The sequence below is a fragment of the Mucilaginibacter sp. genome (genome assembly GCF_039925265.1).
Classification (GTDB): Bacteria; Bacteroidota; Bacteroidia; order Sphingobacteriales; family Sphingobacteriaceae; genus Mucilaginibacter.
On sequence record NZ_JBDSZG010000042.1, the window covers coordinates 17863 to 33921 of the forward strand.

Sequence of the window (16059 nt, forward strand, 5' to 3'; positions counted from 1 at the left end):
GTTGTTGCGGCTGGCTTAAATAAAGCTTAAGCCGCAGGCGATAAATACATTGAATAATAAAGCTGCCGAGCAAATGTTAACATTGCGGCGGGTGCTTACACGCGCCATTTGTATGTTCACATTTTTAAACCATTTGTTGTTCAGCAAAATAAAGTGATTGGCCACCAGGAAAAGTATGGCGCCGGCAACAATAGCCACGCATACACCCATACCAAGGTTTACCAAATGTCCTTTTATCATCAGCTTTGTTAAAAGCATGGCGTTGGTGAGCAATACCACCAGCAAAAAGCTCACGTTAAACATCGATTTAAATTCTGGTAAGCTTTTACCCTGTCCGAAGTTTTTGAAGTTCCACCTGTAAAACGATACATAAATGGATTGATAGGCTTTTTGCATGGCGTGTGGTGTTTAAGTTAACAGTTAAGTACCGCTTGTTAGACAGTACCGTTTATTAATAGTTTAACGAGTTATTATTTGTTTTGTTACGCAAAGTAAAATTAAATTTTGAGAAACAAGCACATTGCCATATAAAATTAACACTTTTTCACAAATAAAGTGAATTTATATCCTTTTACTTAGCCGCCAACTCCGCTGGTATCGGTTTTTGTAATAAATACTGATAAATAAACCGGTTGGTTTCCATTTGCTGGTGCTCGGCTTTGCTTTTATCACGGAACCCGTGGCGCTGGCCGGGGTACAGCATAAATTCAAAATGCTTGCCCTCGTCCATCAGTTTGCTAATCAGCTGGATGCTGTTTTGGGCGTGCACGTTATCGTCCATGGTACCATGTACAATACGCAAAACGCCTTTCAGCTTATTGGTATAAGTTAATACCGAACTGCTTTTGTAACCTTCGGGGTTGTTTTTGGGCGTGCCCATAAAGCGCTCGGTGTAGTGGGTGTCGTACAGGCTCCAGTCCATTACGCCAAAGTTGGCTATGCCGTGTGTAAAGTAATCGGCGCCATAGGTGAGGGCGTAAGCAGTAATGTAACCGCCGTAGCTGCCGCCGGTGATGCACATTTTTGTGGGATCCACATAGCTGAGGGTGCGCAGGTATTTTACCATTTCAATATAGTCGGCCATTTCCCATTTACCCAGGTCTTTATACATATAGTTTTGGCCAGCCTTGCCAAAATGGCCCGATCCGCGGTGGTCCATCGCCACCTGTATCATGCCTTCTTTGGCCCACCATTGCGCCATGCCGCTGTATTTCCAGGTATCCATAACGGTACCGGCATTTGGCCCGCCATAGATGCTGATCATCACCGGGTATTTTTTGTTCGGGTCGTAATTAAGCGGCAGCATAATGGTCATCGGGAGGTCGAAACCATCCGCTGTTTTCACACGGATAAGTTTGGTGGTCGCCAGTTCGTAATCGCCATACTCGGTGCCTTTGCTATCGGCAATATCTTTCACCAGTTTGCCTTTGCTATCGTACACGGCGGTTTTAGCCGGGGTTTCTACGTTAGAGTAGGTATCGGTAAAGTAAGTGCCATTGGGCGACATAGATACCGCATGGTTAAACTCGCCTGCTGTTAAACGGATTAAACCCTTGCCGTTAAAGGTGGTTTTGTATAAATCCACACGCGCGGTGTTCTCTTTACGGGCGGTGAAGTAAACCTGTTTGTTTTTCTCGTCGATGTATTGGATGCCGGTTACGGTGTAACCGCCGGTGGTTAATTGCGATTTCAGTTTTCCATCCATGCCGTACCAGTAAATATGCTCCCAGCCGCTTTTGTCGCTCATCACAATAAAACCCTGGTTGTTCTTCAGGAAATTAACATCCTTAAACCAGCTGATCCATGTTTTTTGTTTCTCGTCGTAAATTTCTTTTTTGGTACCCGTTGCCGGGGTTACGGCGTATAGCTTCAGATTGTTTTGGTCGCGGTTCATCCATTGCATCCATAGTTCAGTACCATCCGGCGACCAGATAGGTGTGCCCAGGTAAGTGTCGTCGTTCTCGTTAAAATCGGCCCAGGTAATTTTATTCGCCGGTACATTGTAAAAGGCCAGTTTCACCTTAGGGTTCGGGTCGCCCGGCTCGGGGTAGCGGGTAAGCTCTGTAAAGCCGTGCTGCCCATCAGAATTGTACAGCGGGAACATCGGCACCTGCGTGTCGTCAAAATGCATCCAGGCCAGCGTTTTGCTATCCGGCGACCACCAGAACGCCTTGTAGCGCGATGCCCTGCCCAGGATCTCCTCGTAGTAAACCCACGATGCGTAGCCGTTGTAAATTACATCGGTACCATCAGTAGTGATCTTCGATTGCTTGCCGCTGGCGACATCTAAAATGTACAGGTTACCGCCGAAAGTGTAGGCTACTTTGCTGTTATCTGGCGATAGGGTGGGGTTCTGCTCTTCGTCTGCTGTTTTGGTGAGGCGGGTTTCGGTGCCGTCTACCTGTTTCAGGTAAACATCTTTGTCGCGCACGCTCACCGTCATGTTGGTAACGGGCGGGGTGTATGGGGTTTCGGTGCCGGTAAGCACATCTACCGATACGCTGCTACCTCCGCCATTGCCACCCGGGCGGCGATTAGCGCCTTTTATGTAGTGGCTGTCATCTGCCCAGCCGGTGATAGTTGGCAGCGGGGTAATAATTTTATTGGGCTCGTTCTTGAGCATTTGCCCGGTGGTAAGCTGCTTTTTTTGCGCTTGCGCGGAGGACAATGCACAAACAGCCAGCGCAACCAACAGCGCCCGGCGTACACGTAAAGATAACATCATGATCGTAAAAAGTTTAACTGCTAAAGTTTGTAAAATTCAATCACAAAGCGGGTATGTGTAGTAGGAATTTTACAAGTGCTTAGTTTTCATCCTTTTTATTGCGCTAAAAATCTTTTGTCTTATTCGGGCGCTCCCTTCGGGCCAGGCTATCCGCTCATACTGCGCAAGCCTTAGCCACGGGCCGGTATCCGCTCCTATCCTTCGCGCAAAAATTCAGCGCCCCCTTTATGGAGTCGGGGGGCTAACTTTCCGCCACCCACAACCAATAGCACCGCCAGCGAACTGCTCACTTCAATAATTTCTACAATACCTTCCAATCCATAACCCTGCGCCAGGTTACCTATTGCAGCCACCAGCATGGTAAAAAGCATAAATGCTGCTGCAGGCTGTACCACTATTCCAAACACCAACAATATCCCGCCAAAAAACTCCGCCGCCATGGCCATAAAGCCCCAAAAGGCCGGCAAAAAGTTAATGCCGAGGTAGTGCATATTCAGCCCCAGGCGATGCCAACCATCCAGGCCGCCCTGTAGCTTGGGCCATCCGTGTAAAATAAACATGCTACCAATACCTATGCGCAGTATCAGCAGCCCGATGTTGATGCTCCGTTCGTTCATCTTAATGATAATTGGGGATGTTGAGCCCGAGGATAATATCGCGCTTGCAAACCAGTATGCCTGCCGGGTTGCTGGTTAATTTAATGATACCATTGCCGCCACGGTTCTCGGCTTTAGCACGCAGGCTATCAGTAAGTAATTGGTCGTTATCAAACTGGAACTCGTCGATATAATACTCATTGATGCCGGGCTCTTTTATTACCGGGTGAATGTGCGCCGGATTGTTCCGTTCGGGATACGGGGCGGGCATAGTGGTATAAAAAGTATACTTACCGTCGCAGCCTGTTTTTACCCAGCCGCGCAAATGTCCGTGCCGTTTGCCATTCACCTGCCCGGGCAATTGGCTGTAATAACCCTTGCTATCGGTATGGTAAATGTATACGATAATGTTGGGGGCAACGGTGCGTTTGTCTTTGCGATAAACCGTTCCCTCTACGATCATCTTTTTGCCACCTTTGGCCCAGCCGGGCAGATGGGTGCTGTTAGATAGTTGTTTGGGCATGCCCTGGTAAATGAGGTCGCAGCCATCGCAACCGCCGCCAACCCCGGGCGATTGGGACAACATTAAGTTGCTTTTTGCTGATGCGAGCGCTGCTGTTAGCCCCAGCGTTAACGTGGTAATAAATTTTTGCCTGTCCATAGTTTTTAAATTTGATGCTGCAAGTTGGGTGCTTTATACAGCAAAAATTTATTTAGTAGATGAACGCGAACATTAATAGACCAATGGCATCCGCCCCAACTGGAGCTTAGCCGATAATAGCTTACTTTTACTTAAGGATACCCAACCCGCTATGAGCAATATAAAATGGACCAAGCTTTTGCCGCAGGCGTTATTTTGGATAGTAATAACACTGCTGTTCTTATACGAACGCCGCTACCTGATAGATAAGGCCGGGCTGCCAAATTTTATCGCCTGCGTAACCGTACGGGTAGGGCTGCTAATGGTATTGGCCTACCTCAACCTGTTGGTTTTTGTGCCGAGGCTTTTTAATAAAGGACGGCATGTATTATTTGCCCTGCTTTTACTGCTTTCCATTGCCGTTTACGTGGCATTGCAGGGCGCTTATGATATGTTCCTGTTCGGGTTTGTAATAGGCGATATCCGGCATCGCGGGTTTTGGTATAATATCCCGTATAATATGGTTACTTCCGGCTGGTATGTGGTTGTTACCGCTTGCTTTAAAATAACCCTCGACTGGCTCCAGCAGAAAAACACCCCGACACAGCCCATTGAAAACGAACCCCAGATAACGTCCGAAGCGCCGGAGTTTATCTACTTTAAAACCGGGGTTAAAACAGTAAAAACCCGCATTGCCGATATCACCTACGTGCAGGCGCTGAAAGATTACTCTATTATTTACACCCCGACAGAAAAGATAGTGACCAAGGGAACATTGAAATACATTGAAGGCATTTTACCCGGCGGCGATTTCCTGCGCATCCACAAATCATACATTATCGCCAAAAACAAAATTGTGGCGGTAGAGCGTACCAGAGTATTGCTGAGCGCGCAGGTTACAGTACCCGTTGGGAGGAATTACCAGGATAGGCTGGAGGGGTTTTGAAGTTTTGGGCCGAACTCATCTACGCAGTAATGCACCGGGAATTGTCCTACTTAGAGATTGCTTCGTGCCTCGCAAGGACGCGTCGGGATCAATTTAAATAAAAAACGCGCCAACATTTCTGCTGAGGCGTTTAAACTATACTAATTATATCATCGCCCAAAACTCGATCTTATAATTACAATTTGATTTGGTTTATGCGGCTCGTCATCCGGCTTGTTAATTTCAAAAACAACCGGTATTTCTACCACCATTGCTGTTGCCTTGCCATTAACGCTACCGGGAGTCCACTCACCATCAGAAAGGTTAAAAACCCTAAGCACCTCTTCATCTACGCCAAAGCCAAACTTTTTTCTGATGCTATAATTTGTTGCTTTTCCGTTTTCGTCAACCATAACGCTCACCAATACCTCGCCTCCCTTCCTCGCTTCCATAAGCATGGCCGGTGGGCGTATCCCCCTCATTAAAAAATTGGCGAGAGTATATAAGCCGCTAAGATACATTGGTCGGCGCTCGATAGCTGCATTAGTATTGTCGCCAACCAGGCTAACCTTCAAGGAGGTATCAACAGCCGCCGGGGTAAACAAAATTAATTTTTGAGTAGTAAAATCAAACTTCAGTCTTTCGGCACCTCTTGCATATCCGGTCCAAACACCAACTTTTAAGCCTGCTCTATAATTGCCCTCGGCTACGCGGTTTGCGCCCGAATAATATTTCCAGGTACTGTCTTTTACGTTTTGATGGTAGCGCCCAACAACAAGGGGTGCCTGATTATTTCTACTGATGAAGCGGGTATACTCTCCTTCGCGCACGCTGCTATCTGCTTGCAACACGTTATATACCTCGGTCCTCCCAAATCCGTCTACAACAACGACTTTTGTTTGTCCGAATATTTTACCTGTCAGTAGCAGGCATATTAAAAGTAGTTTAGGCTTCATCATATAAATATAGAATTATCCATAAAAAAAAGCCCCAGCATTTCCACTGAGGCATATATTATCTTACTCCCCCCTTCAGGGGGCTGGGGGACTTTACTGTTTCGGCATCCGGCGCATCATGCTGGCCATGGCGGCGGGGTTGCTCATTTGTTTCATTACCTTTTTCATATCGTCAAACTGTTTCATCAGGCGGTTTACTTCTTGTAGGTCGCTGCCCGATCCCTTCGCGATGCGCTGGCGGCGGCTTTGATTGATCAGGTCGGGGTTTTCTTTTTCTTTCGGCGTCATCGATTGAATGATGGCTTCGATACCTTTAAAGGCGTCGTCGCTTACTTCTACATCCTTCATCATTTTGCCAACGCCCGGTATCATGCCCATCAGATCTTTCATGTTACCCATTTTTTTGATCTGCTGTATCTGGCTGTAAAAATCGTTAAAGTCGAACTTGTTCTTGCGGATCTTCTTTTGCAACTCGGCAGCTTCCTTCTCGTCGAACTGCTGTTGCGCGCGCTCTACTAAAGATACCACGTCGCCCATGCCCAGGATCCTGGATGCCATACGATCCGGGTGGAAAACGTCAAGCGCTTCCATTTTTTCGCCCGTACCAATGAATTTTATCGGCTTGTTGACTACCGACTTGATAGACAACGCCGCACCACCACGGGTATCGCCATCCAACTTGGTTAATACCACACCTGTAAAGTCCAGGCGATCGTTAAACACCTTGGCGGTGTTCACGGCATCCTGCCCGGTCATACTATCAACAACAAATAAAATTTCCTGAGGTTTAGTAGCGGCTTTTACGCGCTCTATTTCCTGCATCATGGCCTCGTCTATAGCTAAACGGCCGGCGGTATCAATAATAACCACGTTGTTGCCATCGCGCTTAGCCTGTGCAATACCTTCTAAGGCAATTGCAACCGGGTCTTTCGAATCACGGTTGGCATAAACCGGCACGCCTATCTGCTGGCCCAAAACTTCTAATTGGTCTATCGCCGCCGGGCGGTAAATATCATCGGCAACCAATAATGGTTTTTTGCCTTTTTGTGTTTTTAGGTAGTTGGCCAGTTTACCGGTAAAGGTTGTTTTACCAGCACCGTTCAAACCCGCTATCAGGATAATGGTTGGCGATGCCTTCAGATCGAGTTCGGCAGTGGTGCCGCCCATCAGCTCTGTCAGCTCATCATTCATGAGCTTGGTAAGCAACTGCCCCGGCGAAATGGAGGTTAATACATTCTCGCCCATTGCCTTTGTCCTTACATCATCTGTAAAGGTTTTAGCAGTTTTATAGTTAACGTCGGCATCCAAAAGAGCCTTACGTATTTCTTTCATGGTTTCGGCCACGTTTATTTCCGTGATCGAGCCTTGTCCTTTTAGTACTTTAAACGCCCTGTCGAGCTTATCTGATAAATTTTCAAACATTATGTATTCCTAATTTTTGAGGATACAAAGGTATGATTTTGAAGCATAAACCCATTCTACTAAATGAAAATCAGCTCCCCTTTATCAATTTCGAAACCTCGGTGTTAAAATTCGCTTTATTAATGCCCGTCAGTTTTTCCAGCGCTTTAAAATAATTCGCGTCGCCGGCTTCTTTTTTGCCGCAGCCCAGCAATTCCATCACTGTGGAAAAGCCTTTTTCCTTTTCCAGTTTTTGAACAACAAGCGCGTTGATCATGTACGAGATCTTGAAGATCTTACCGCCATCGTTGTAGTAGTTTTTGGCATCGAGATACAACTGTAACCAGTCGGCATTGGGGTTATCTTTTACGTAGGTGTTAAACATGGCCGAAACCTCCTCCCAGCTTTTGCCCCAGCTACCGCCGTACAGGTAAGCGCACCCTTCATCAACCGGGCGATTAATAACATCGCTGCTCATCACGGTTCGCAGTCTGTCGTGAAAAAGGTCGTGCGGATCGAACCTGTGTTGCCCGGAACTCCAGCCGTTAATGATAAGGCTTACGCCGCCCTCGTTTGCGGTAAGGTTGTTGTTCCCCACGCCCGCGTAGTCCGATTTATAATCAACGCCCAACAGGTGCTGTGCTTCTAAAAAATTATCGCAATAGTAATGCACAATGGGTTTGCCCGACTGTAGCTTTCTATCCAGGAAGGCCACGTTTTTGGCGAAGGCCTTTGCATCTGCGGCGTTTAAGGTATCCTTAAATTTAAAAGTGATATACCCACTCTCCTTTGTTTTCCACGCAGATGTGTTCTGTTTTAGTGGCGAGTAAAAATAAAATGCCCCACCTGTTTGCTGTGCCCTAAGTGTAAACACGGCTTTTAGCTGTGGTCTGCCTTCGGTTACACCCAGGTAACTCAATTGTATAGTGAAGCTGCCGTCGCTGTTTTTAATGAGGTTGTTAAACTGCGGTTTGTAAATGTTTGGGCCTTTAAGGGCGGCATTTTGTTCAACCCCTTTCATCTCATCCAGCAGGGCCGATGTTTCCAACAGCGCTTCTTTTAAAACACACGAGTTCTCTTTGTTTGGTTTTTCTTTCTGTAGGAGAAAACTGTTGAGTGCGCCGACGAGTTGTTTGGTAACCGAGTCTTGTGCGAGCACGATGTTCGCCGGGATTGTAACACCGTCATCCTGCGCGATGGCGGCAAAGGTAAGCCCCGTTATTAATATGCTAATAAAAACAGCCTTAAGGTTAAATCTCATTGTAAATAAATAGGTGCTGTTAAGATAGGCTTATTAAATAAAAAACGCTGGGTTTAGTCACGGTTACTTCAATGGCTTAAAAGTGTAGATAACCCTTAATTTTCAGGAATCCAATCGCCACAAAAACCTAAAATAAAGCTCAATTATGCATTTATCCGTCCCGGGAATATGTTTTTTTGAGGACTATTTAACACATAGCCAATTATTTAACATCTGTTAACTAACATTTAACACTAAAACTTGTAACGTTTTGCAAACTTCGCACATCTTATAGCATTATAAGCCCCCTTACATGAAGGTACTTTTCCTTGCCCTTTTACTCTCTGTTTTATCTGTTAGCGCTTTTTCTCAAAAGGCGAAAAAAACCTTAGTTGCTATTAAAACCGAAACCCCGCCAAAAATGGATGGCGTGCTCGACGATGCCGCCTGGCAGAATGTACCCATAGCTACTGATTTCGTGGAACTGCAGCCAAACGCCGGCACACATGAAAAACCCGAAGAGCGTACCGAAGTAAAGATCATATATGATAACAACGCCATTTACGTTGGCGCGCGGATGTACGAAACATCCTCAGATAAAATGGCTAAGGAAATTGCTACGCGCGATAACGTAGGCAATGCAGATTTCCTGGGGATCATTTTTGATACCTATCAGGATGGCATAAACGGCACCGGGTTCTTCGTAACATCGGCCAACAGCCAGTTTGATGCCAAATATACCCCGCCGGATGCCAACGGAAATACCGAAGACCCTAACTGGAACTCCGTGTGGACCAGCAAGGTGCATATTGGCGAAACCGGTTGGTCGGTAGAAATGCGGATCCCCTATTCGGCATTGCGTTTTGCCAAAAAGGATGTGCAAACCTGGGGCATGAACCTCATCCGCAAACGTCAGCGTATACAGCAGCAATTGTTTTGGAACGAGATAGACCCTAAAGCGAATGGCTTTATTAACCAGGAAGGGATTTTAACCGGTTTAGAAAAGCTGAACCCGCCCGTGCGGCTGGCTTTTTACCCATACTTCTCCACCTACGTAAATCATTACCCATACAATACAGCCGGAGTGCCTAATACCAAAGCATCGGTTAACGGTGGTATGGATGTAAAATACGGCATCAACGATGCCTTTACACTTGACCTTACCCTGATCCCTGATTTTGGGCAGGTACAATCTGATAATAAGGTACTCAACCTTACACCCTTCGAAGTAAAATACAACGAGAACCGCGCCTTCTTTACAGAGGGTACTGAGCTGTTCAACAAGGGCAACCTGTTCTATTCGCGCAGGGTGGGGGGCCAGCCTATCAATTACTACAATATCGACTTAAAGGCTGGCGAGGAGGTTATAAACAACCCAACCGAAACAAAACTGTTAAATGCTATCAAGCTTTCCGGCCGGACATCAAAGGGGCTGGGCATTGGGCTTTTTAACGCCATTACAAATACAGCTTACGCCACCATAGAAGACTCGTTGGGTAACCGCAGGATGGTGAAAACCAGCCCGCTTACCAACTACAACATTTTGGTGTTCGACCAAAACTTGAAAAACAACTCGGCCATAACGCTCATCAATACTAACGTAAACCGCTTTGGCGAAGATTACTCGGCAGATGTTGGTGGCTTTGTGTATAACCTCAACAATAAAAAGAACACCTATAAATTACGCGGTTTTGCCATGATGAGTAATTTGTATGGCAAAAATATGAAAACCAAAACCGGTTATAGTTATGAGGTTATCGGCGGTAAATCATCAGGAAATTTTACCTGGGATATTGGGCAGGATATGGTGGATAGCCATTATGATGTAAACGACCTTGGTTTTTACAACAACAACAATTATTTGGAGCACAACCTTAACATGCAGTATACCAATTACAAACCCAAACACCTGTTTACCCAATACGGAATTTGGACCAACAATTATTACTCGCGCCGTGTGAATGCTTCCAATTACCAAAACTTTAACCAAAACTTTGGCACCTTTGGTACTTTTAAAAACCTGTGGCAGGCAAATATCAACGGCCATTACCGTTTTGAAGGTAACGATTTTTATGAAGCACGGGATGGGGAGCGCTACCGCTCGCCCCGTAACTTTATGCTCAACTGGAATTTAAGCACCAACCGTTCTAAAATGGTATCGGGTGGTTTCTGGTATTCTGATACCTGGGTATGGAACGGTAAAGGCGGCCACGGTAACGACCTTGAAATGTTTCTTAACCTACGCCTGAGCAACAAATTCTCCATTAATGAGGATGTTACCATCAGCCCGAGGATAAACTACTTAGGTTTCTCGACAAATGACGATGCCAACCATCCGGTTTTTGCTTTAAGGAACGTGCACACCGTAGAAAACATCTTCAGCCTTAAATATACGTTTAGCGCCATAATGGGGCTTAACCTGCGGTTGAGGCATTATTGGAGCAAGGTGAACAACAAAGAATTCTTCAGCCTTGGCAAAGACGGTTACGTAGCGCCGCTTACATCAAACAACTTTGATCACAGCGACCGCAACGTAAACATCTGGAACGTGGATATGGTGTATGTTTGGCAATTTACCCCGGGCAGCGAGCTAAGCCTCGCCTGGAAAAACTCTGCCGTAAATACAGACCTGCCGGCCAACGATGGCTACCTCAACAATTTACACAACACGTTTAACCTGCCGCAGAATAATAACTTCTCGCTAAAGGTGCTGTATTATATCGATTTCCAGGCGTTGAGGAAGCATAACACTAAGGGATAAGCCATTATAAGCTTTTTAACCTACGCGTCATTGCGCGGGAAGAGATAACTCTTTACGGGAATTTATATAATATCCCCAGCGATAGGCCTTCGGTGCCCTGTACACTGTCCGACGTATTTTTATCGAACAGGAGCGTACCATTGATAGATACGTTGATGAGGCGGTTTACCTTTGCCGCCAACACCGCGTCAAGCCTGTGGCGAACAAAAGCCAATGCCCTGCCGTAAGGCACAAACATATCATACCGTGCATTAAAGTGCATATTCTTGGCAATGTCCTTATCAAATATGGCCACCATCTGGAAGGCGATATCTGTACGGATGGTTTTGCCCGGGGTTACGCCGTAGTTCCCCGGATTATTATGGTAGATGGTGGTATCCAACACAAAAGTTTGGCGGGCCGTGCCGGTACCCAGGCGCAGATCGAAGAACTTTTCGGCTTTGTACTCAAAACCCACAGATTCGGTTAAATAGCCCGGCGACATAAAGTTGGAGATGAGCACCGGTGGGTTAACCCCCGCGGCATCGTACTGGAAACCCTTATCAAACTGCGACTCGAAACTTAAGGAACCGAAGAAGAACCAGTGTTTAGACATTTGGGTAGCCACCTTATTATCCAGGAAGATCCGGTCGTTGGTTTTGCGGGCACCCTGCCCTTTGTTTTTCGATTTTCCGTAAAGCAGGTTCAAATCTGTTGAGTAGCTGAACGGGGCCTTATTATATTCGATACGGTAAATTAAATTGGTACCTAAAGCGATTGCAGTAACACCACCCGCGCTGTAATTATTGCTAAAGGCCGCCTGGTTAAAGTTTAGTCCCAGGGTAACATACCTGCGCCAGTAGCTCACTTTATAATCAAGCATGGTTACGGGCAACAGTTCCTGCTGTATCAGCAAAGGTTTCGAGGGCACGGGAATAGCATTGGGCTTTGGCGATAAGCGATACCTGTTCAATAGGTTGGTATCAATTTTAACCGTATCTCTTTTAACAGTATCGGTTGTTTGGGCACTGGCTGAGAGTGCAATTGAACAACAAAGTGTGAGAACTACTTTAAAACCGGTTTTCAACATAAACGCAAAGAAAATGGAAAAATCTGTTATTTCAAGGCACAAAATGTAACTAATGTGTTCGCAATCAAAAAAAAGCCAGCCAGTTGCACCATTTCCGGCGGCCTAAATAAGCCATATCCAACTCCCGCTGATAAGCTTCCTGCTCGAACGAGATCATTAGATAAGCCTTGTAATGGCTGCGGTACCGGGCAAGGTTTACCAGGTAATTTAAAAAGTATAGTACATAAAAGGGCAAAACCAGTAGCTCGGCCTGCTGCCTCAAATGTATCCGCTCGTGGTTTAGCAGTACCTCATCGTTGCGCATCTCTTCGTCGCGCAGCAAAATAATGGGGAACAATGCCATGGCGTTAACATTTAAAAACGGGGCAACTATAAGCCAGCCTTTCATTTTATATTGATGTACTGGGTTGGCAACGGGGCCAGCTCAAATGCTTTAGGGTTTCTTTTATAACGCCTTAAACTGGTGCGAACGTATGCCACAAACTCATATTCGTTGGCGGTTGTTACCATATAATAACTTGGGCGGTACTTAAACATAAAATCGGTTAAGTCCGGGTCTTTTAAAAAAGTGATGCCGGCCACAAACGATTTATTGAAGCGGTAATCAATAACAGACTGCCTGTAATCCCTATCAATGATCTCTTTAAGATGCTCGGCATTTTTGCCGCTGCGGCTAAACATATTGTATAAAGCATCAATACTAAAGCCTACACCGCCCTGCCCAATACTCAGCAGATCCTGGTTAGCTAAGGAGCCATAAATTTTCCCGTACTCGCCTTTTGTGGCCAAATAACGGCGCTGCGGGTTCAACACGCTATCGCGGATGGTTACCTCTTTCAGCTGAATGGCTGTTGCCTTCATATAAACCGCAAGCGGCGCATAGTTTTTAACGGTGATGGTATCGGAGTGGTGGTCTGCCTTACCGAAGATGAGCACATCGCCAAGGTTAGCGTTAATGGTAAACTCGCCTTTAATGGTATTGTATACCGATTGCCCGGAGGTGTTATTGCGGACGTTTACCCTCGCTATACGAACTTTGTTCTCCTTATCAAACACGATACCCGTAACCTCCTTTTGCTGGGCAAAAGCAGATCCGTAAACCATGCAGAACAGTAAGGGAAGCCATAATTTCATCAAGGGATTAAAACTACACGTTTAACGAATGGGTTTGGCTGAAATTAACAAATTTTAACACGCTATTTAACCACAACAAGCTTTTGGCCTATCCTTAGCCCATTATCGCCCATTCTGTTCAGTGCTTTCAATTCGTCTACAGTGATACCAAAACGTTTGGAGATGTTGTATAGTGTATCGCCCTGCTTTACGGTGTAAATTTTGTCGTCGGGCGATGTTTTGGCAATGGTATCCTGCTGTGCAACGCCAATATTGCTGTTGATCTGGTCGAGTACCCGGTCCTCGCGTTTTATTTTGGCCACTTCGCCTTCGGGGCGGTCATATTGGTCGAGGTTGTATTTGGTGATGATGTTCAGCAGTAATTGCGGGTACTTGGGGTTGGTGGCATAACCGGCAGCCTTTAAACCGTAGGCCCAGCCTTTAAAATCGTCCTTATCCAGTTCAAAAAGCCGTGCGTAATTTTTCTTTTTTAGAAATTCGGAATGGTCGCGGTAGCTATCTTCGGGGTTATCATATACCCGGAAACAATCGTTGGTGTTATCGTCGTCCTTATAATAGCTTGATCCGCTCCAGGTGCTGCCGCATTTAATACCAAAGTGGTTGTTTGCAGCCACGGCCAGGTCGCTGTTGCCCGCGCCCGATTCAAACAAACCCTGCGCAAGCGTAATGCTGGCGGGGATGCCGTAGGTGTTCATTTCCTGTATAGCAATGGCTTTAAATCGTTCGATATACTCCAGCGACGACATATTACGGTGAGCCGCTATAGCTGCATGGTTGCGTTTTTGAATAGCTTTGTTGTTTTTGCGGGCCTTACTGCTGCTGATGGTGCTTTTATGCGCAGAGCAGGAATTGAAAACAATAGCGAGAGCGAAGAGGATGCAAAATTTCCGCATAATAACCAATAGCCCGCATTGCCGGGCTAAGCTAAAAAGAGTGAAAAATTATTTTTGGTTATTATCTGCTAACTGGGCCGCCGCAGGTGCGTCAGCAGGTTTTTCATCCAGATCGTTAAGCTTGTATTTTTTGATGATCGCCATTACCTGCGATGCCCAGGTACGGCTGCTACAGTAACCGCTGCGCTGGATACCACGGGCCCAACCGCTGTAATCATATTGGGTAAGGTTATCTGCCAGGTGGCTGAATTGCTTCCGCTCCGTCATGATGCGGGCGAAATCCTGGAAGGAATCCATTACCGATTCGTAACGTTTGTATGCTGTCCTTACTTTTTTGTTGTGTTTGTAATAAACTACAGTGCCTCCGCCTTTTACTCCAAACTGGTTGTTCAGGTTTTGGGCTATATTGCTCTTTCCGCTGGCAGATTCGTGCATGGCGACGCCTAAAATGATGCTTGCGGGTACGCCGGTTTCATGCATAATGCGAATGGCATTATCTTTGAACTTCTCGATGTATGATTGTGGAGCGCTTTGTGCCGAAACGGCTGTAGTGGTTGCAACAAGTGCAGATACTAACAGTAGAGTAACAGTAAAGAGTTTCTTCATAATTATTTTTTTCTGATGATCAATAGTCCATCACGAATGGGGAGAATTAGTTTTTCCACCGTCGTGTTAACAGCTATCTGTTCATTTAGTTTGCGGATGTTTACGGTATCGGCGTCCTTTTCGTTGCCGTATACTTTGCCTTTCCACAAAACATTATCAATTATTATTAACCCACCGGGCCTTACTTTGTCAATTACTAACTCAAAATAAGCAAAATTATTTCGTTTATCCGCATCAATAAATACTAAATCGAAGTTATTCTCCTCTAAATCAGCAATTACCCCTTCAGCAGCGCCAAAATGCAGCTTTATTTTTTTATCCACATTTGTTGATTTGAAATGTGAATTCAGCATTTCCTCAAACTCGCGGTTAACTTCTATGGTGTGCAAAACGCCGCCTTCAACCAATCCTTCAGCCAAACAAATGGCAGAGTAGCCGGTAAATGTGCCTATTTCCAAAATGAGTTTTGGTGCCACCATTTTGCTCAGCATACTCAGTACCCGGCCCTGGTAATGGCCGGACAGCATGTGCGGTTTCAACACTTTTAAGTACGTTTCGCGGTTGATGGCCTGCAGCCCGGGGGTTTCCGGGTCCAGGTGCGCATCTAAATAATCCTGGAGGTCTTGTGGGAGAATTTCCATATTTCTGAACCGCTGATTTTAATGATTAAATGATTGCGTTGATTGATGCTTTAATTTGTACTCGTTTGTGATTCTTTTAAACTCCAGACTTTTCGATCCAAAATTAATAAGTAAGCCCGTAGCCAGCTTATATGCTTCTAAATAATTAAGCGCTTGCGCTAAATGCACGTCTTCTAATTTAGTAAGTGCTTTTAACTCTACCATAATTTTATCTTCAACCAGGAAATCCACGCGCCTTACGCCAATGATAACACTATCGTAAAAAATATCCATTTCCAGTTCACGTGAAAAAAAGCAGTTTGGCTTTTTCAAATTCTAATGCCAACGCTTTTTGGTAAATCACTTCCTGAAAGCCATTTCCTAAGATGCTGTGAACTTTCATTGCACATCCGATAATCTTTCCGGTTATATCCGAATGTTGATAGGCTGTATTTACAATTTCTTTCATTCAAATCTATTGTGTATATCAAAA

At 45.6% G+C, this 16059-nt stretch carries 17 protein-coding genes; 2 read left to right on the plus strand and 15 right to left on the minus strand.

What is annotated here, in order from left to right; genetic code table 11:
- Positions 1-15: 15 nt before the first annotated feature.
- The 4 genes from ABIX36_RS19310 to ABIX36_RS19325 form a co-directional block, all read right to left on the minus strand.
- Positions 16-396: a hypothetical protein gene (locus ABIX36_RS19310; RefSeq protein ID WP_348083810.1), complete on the minus strand. Its 381-nt coding sequence runs from the start codon at positions 394-396 to the stop codon at positions 16-18.
- A 175-nt stretch (positions 397-571) separates the two neighbouring features.
- On the minus strand, positions 572-2725 hold the full coding sequence (locus tag ABIX36_RS19315) for a DPP IV N-terminal domain-containing protein (RefSeq protein WP_348083811.1): 2154 nt from the start codon (positions 2723-2725) through the stop codon (positions 572-574).
- A gap of 194 nt (positions 2726-2919) precedes the next feature.
- A complete protein-coding gene (locus tag ABIX36_RS19320; RefSeq protein ID WP_348083812.1) occupies positions 2920-3342 on the minus strand; it encodes a DoxX family protein in 423 nt (140 codons plus the stop codon).
- 1 nt (position 3343) lies between these two features.
- Positions 3344-3982: an intradiol ring-cleavage dioxygenase gene (locus ABIX36_RS19325; protein ID WP_348083813.1), complete on the minus strand. Its 639-nt coding sequence runs from the start codon at positions 3980-3982 to the stop codon at positions 3344-3346.
- Positions 3983-4133: 151 nt separating this feature from the next.
- Between ABIX36_RS19325 and ABIX36_RS19330 the strand changes: the two genes are divergently transcribed.
- Positions 4134-4907 carry a LytTR family DNA-binding domain-containing protein gene (locus ABIX36_RS19330; RefSeq protein ID WP_348083814.1) on the plus strand — a complete coding sequence of 258 codons (774 nt, stop codon included), beginning with the start codon at positions 4134-4136 and terminating at the stop codon, positions 4905-4907.
- 149 nt (positions 4908-5056) lie between these two features.
- Here the strand turns inward: ABIX36_RS19330 and ABIX36_RS19335 are convergent, their stop codons facing one another.
- The 3 genes from ABIX36_RS19335 to ABIX36_RS19345 all read right to left on the minus strand — a co-directional run bounded on the left by ABIX36_RS19335 (position 5057) and on the right by ABIX36_RS19345 (position 8504).
- Positions 5057-5845: an energy transducer TonB gene (locus ABIX36_RS19335; RefSeq protein WP_348083815.1), complete on the minus strand. Its 789-nt coding sequence runs from the start codon at positions 5843-5845 to the stop codon at positions 5057-5059.
- A gap of 90 nt (positions 5846-5935) precedes the next feature.
- Positions 5936-7264, minus strand: coding sequence for a signal recognition particle protein (gene ffh, locus ABIX36_RS19340; RefSeq protein ID WP_348083816.1), 1329 nt, complete (start codon positions 7262-7264; stop codon positions 5936-5938).
- Positions 7265-7334: 70 nt separating this feature from the next.
- Positions 7335-8504, minus strand: coding sequence for a hypothetical protein (locus tag ABIX36_RS19345; protein ID WP_348083817.1), 1170 nt, complete (start codon positions 8502-8504; stop codon positions 7335-7337).
- Between the two features lie 292 nt (positions 8505-8796).
- Here ABIX36_RS19345 and ABIX36_RS19350 point away from each other — a divergent pair, with 292 nt between their 5' ends.
- Positions 8797-11244: a DUF5916 domain-containing protein gene (locus ABIX36_RS19350; RefSeq protein WP_348083818.1), complete on the plus strand. Its 2448-nt coding sequence runs from the start codon at positions 8797-8799 to the stop codon at positions 11242-11244.
- Positions 11245-11296: 52 nt separating this feature from the next.
- Here the strand turns inward: ABIX36_RS19350 and ABIX36_RS19355 are convergent, their stop codons facing one another.
- From ABIX36_RS19355 to ABIX36_RS19390, 8 genes are all read right to left on the minus strand, one after another.
- Positions 11297-12313 carry a DUF3078 domain-containing protein gene (locus ABIX36_RS19355; protein ID WP_348083819.1) on the minus strand — a complete coding sequence of 339 codons (1017 nt, stop codon included), beginning with the start codon at positions 12311-12313 and terminating at the stop codon, positions 11297-11299.
- A gap of 64 nt (positions 12314-12377) precedes the next feature.
- Positions 12378-12701: a hypothetical protein gene (locus ABIX36_RS19360; protein ID WP_348083820.1), complete on the minus strand. Its 324-nt coding sequence runs from the start codon at positions 12699-12701 to the stop codon at positions 12378-12380.
- Positions 12698-13447 carry a hypothetical protein gene (locus tag ABIX36_RS19365; RefSeq protein ID WP_348083821.1) on the minus strand — a complete coding sequence of 250 codons (750 nt, stop codon included), beginning with the start codon at positions 13445-13447 and terminating at the stop codon, positions 12698-12700. The genes ABIX36_RS19360 and ABIX36_RS19365 overlap by 4 nt, the downstream gene beginning before the upstream one ends.
- A gap of 62 nt (positions 13448-13509) precedes the next feature.
- Positions 13510-14340: a glucosaminidase domain-containing protein gene (locus tag ABIX36_RS19370; RefSeq protein WP_348083822.1), complete on the minus strand. Its 831-nt coding sequence runs from the start codon at positions 14338-14340 to the stop codon at positions 13510-13512.
- 48 nt (positions 14341-14388) lie between these two features.
- Positions 14389-14946 (minus strand): glucosaminidase domain-containing protein, encoded by a 558-nt coding sequence (locus tag ABIX36_RS19375; RefSeq protein WP_348083823.1) that lies wholly within the window; start codon positions 14944-14946, stop codon positions 14389-14391.
- 2 nt (positions 14947-14948) lie between these two features.
- A complete protein-coding gene (locus ABIX36_RS19380) occupies positions 14949-15587 on the minus strand; it encodes an O-methyltransferase (protein WP_348083824.1) in 639 nt (212 codons plus the stop codon).
- Between the two features lie 18 nt (positions 15588-15605).
- Positions 15606-15899: a GxxExxY protein gene (locus ABIX36_RS19385; protein ID WP_348083825.1), complete on the minus strand. Its 294-nt coding sequence runs from the start codon at positions 15897-15899 to the stop codon at positions 15606-15608.
- Positions 15868-16035 (minus strand): GxxExxY protein, encoded by a 168-nt coding sequence (locus ABIX36_RS19390; RefSeq protein ID WP_348083826.1) that lies wholly within the window; start codon positions 16033-16035, stop codon positions 15868-15870. The genes ABIX36_RS19385 and ABIX36_RS19390 overlap by 32 nt, the downstream gene beginning before the upstream one ends.
- Positions 16036-16059: the final 24 nt, after the last annotated feature.